Annotated in this window: 2 protein-coding genes; both read right to left on the bottom strand. The window is 34.7% G+C overall.

What is annotated here, in order from left to right:
• Positions 1-269: 269 nt before the first annotated feature.
• On the bottom strand, positions 270-671 hold the full coding sequence (locus tag ADF62_RS11920) for a hypothetical protein (protein ID WP_003096161.1): 402 nt from the start codon (positions 669-671) through the stop codon (positions 270-272).
• Between the two features lie 967 nt (positions 672-1,638).
• Positions 1,639-1,728: a ComC/BlpC family leader-containing pheromone/bacteriocin gene (locus tag ADF62_RS10890; RefSeq protein ID WP_022495887.1), complete on the bottom strand. Its 90-nt coding sequence runs from the start codon at positions 1,726-1,728 to the stop codon at positions 1,639-1,641.
• Between the last annotated feature and the right edge of the window lie 131 nt (positions 1,729-1,859).

Below are 1,859 nucleotides of genomic sequence, written 5' to 3'. Positions count from 1 at the left end.
TTTCAATTGTTTGAGTTGCCATGGCAACTACCTCCTAAAATTTTTATCGTGTGATCTCTCAATAACATCTTTAGTATAGCATTCAAGTGTCTCTATCAGAGCTAGCGTCCCAAAAAGTGGCTATATGTCCCGAATGGTAATTCCTGAAGAACATCCTTCAATCATTGGAAATCTTCCTCTAATTTTCACATATTTACTGAATCACTTTCTTATTATAACACTTTTATGCAACGTAAATCGAATAATGTCACAAATGGTTACTATATTTTCTATTTTTTAAAATATTTTTTGACTTGCAAGTAAGCTAGAAAATCACAGAGAATTAACAAAAGCATTAATACGACCAACATTATGCGGTCTGTGGTATCACTAAATGTAAGTAATGTGTAAAACTCTACACAAAGCACAAGAAATGAGATGACAAGAAAAACAATGAAGGACTGCCGTATTGTTAACAGATTTACTGAATCTGGACGCTTCTTAAGCATACGGTAGAGCAGTCCATTAACAAAAATGACTACTAAAGCTAGTGCTCCGACTGCTAGCCAAGTTCCTGGCGAGATCTTGCTTTTGTAGAGAGAAAGGCTGATACTTATAAGGAAAACTGCCAACGCAGCAGTGATGGTTCTAAAAGATCGCAATACACTCGAACTAATATTCTTTAACTTCATGATAAAACACCTAAACTATGAATAACCTCAGTCAGTCTTGCAAACCTAATAAGCTATTACATTTAACTCTATTCCTCTCTGTATTTTATTATACAGCTGTAAGATTTCAAGTAAGCCCTTAGCGATTAAATTCTACTGGAGATGTAATACAGTAGTGTCATTAGTACTGATACTTTAAATAGGCGAATATACATATCTTTGTTTTCTCTATTACAAAGATATGCAATCAAATATAATATAATCTCCGCTATCATTAGCAAGAATAATTTTACTTCGGGAACATCAAAAATAAGCATTTGCAAGCATCTTACGTTCAAAGTGACCAAAGGTTACTTTTGAAACTGTACCCACTTTTTAAAAAGTAAGCTATAAAGAAGCACCGTTAGCCCTAGCAAGTTAATGGTATGGTGAACTGCATCCAAGCTTCTAAATAGATTAGCGAGGCCCATTCCGATGAGAATGGTAGCCAGTAAATACGGTTTTGAGTTTTTAAACATACTTTTCTCCTTAAAGTGTTTTTAGCTAGTCTGTGCATAATCTATGAATTTTATTATAGATTGGAAGCCGATAAAAAAGTAGTGACATAAATGTCACTACTTGTCTGACCTTATATCCTTGATAACCGTACACATAAGAAAGAGAAATAAACATAACCCGATAAGATTTAGGCATTGAAGTCCAAAATTCAGTTTTTCTCCAAAGTTATGTAAGGCAACAAGGACGAAGCCCATAGACATCATTAGAGACACTAGGCGTTTTTTGGTCATGATTACAAATACCTCTTCTCTTATATCGAAATTTTCAATCATAATTCACATGCTATTCACAGACCAGCAATTGACAAGACATCTCAGTTAGGATTTCTTCTTAACGGAATTGGTAGCCTTGTGTTTTTCAAGAAATGACATAATAGGCTTATCTAAAAAACTCATAACAGCCATGCAAACCATCCCTAAAATATAACTTTTCAAATCAAACATAATCCATCACCACCTTCAACGTTTGCAAGTGCCTCAAGGTCAAGGAGTTCAAAATTGTTATTTGTTTGCCTTGTCATAGCAACAACCTCCTAAACTATTTTTTAGCGTTTGCTCTCAAGCTATGATTTTATTATAGGCTGGAAGACAATCATAACCACCCGTCTAACGGGTGGTTTGATCAAGGGCTATAAGCCCATAATACCAGCCA

The sequence above is a fragment of the Streptococcus sp. 1004_SSPC genome (assembly GCF_001069025.1).
In the GTDB taxonomy this organism is placed as follows: domain Bacteria; phylum Bacillota; class Bacilli; order Lactobacillales; family Streptococcaceae; genus Streptococcus; species Streptococcus vestibularis.
Note: the sequence above shows the minus strand (reverse complement) of the source record. Positions and strands in the feature narration are given on the sequence as shown.

Bases quoted from the DNA above. Each gene is read 5' to 3' on its own strand.
- ADF62_RS11920 (WP_003096161.1), bottom strand. From the start codon at position 671: ATGAAGTTAAAGAATATTAGTTCGAGTGTATTGCGATCTTTTAGAACC.
- ADF62_RS10890 (WP_022495887.1), bottom strand. From the start codon at position 1,728: ATGACAAGGCAAACAAATAACAATTTTGAACTCCTTGACCTTGAGGCA.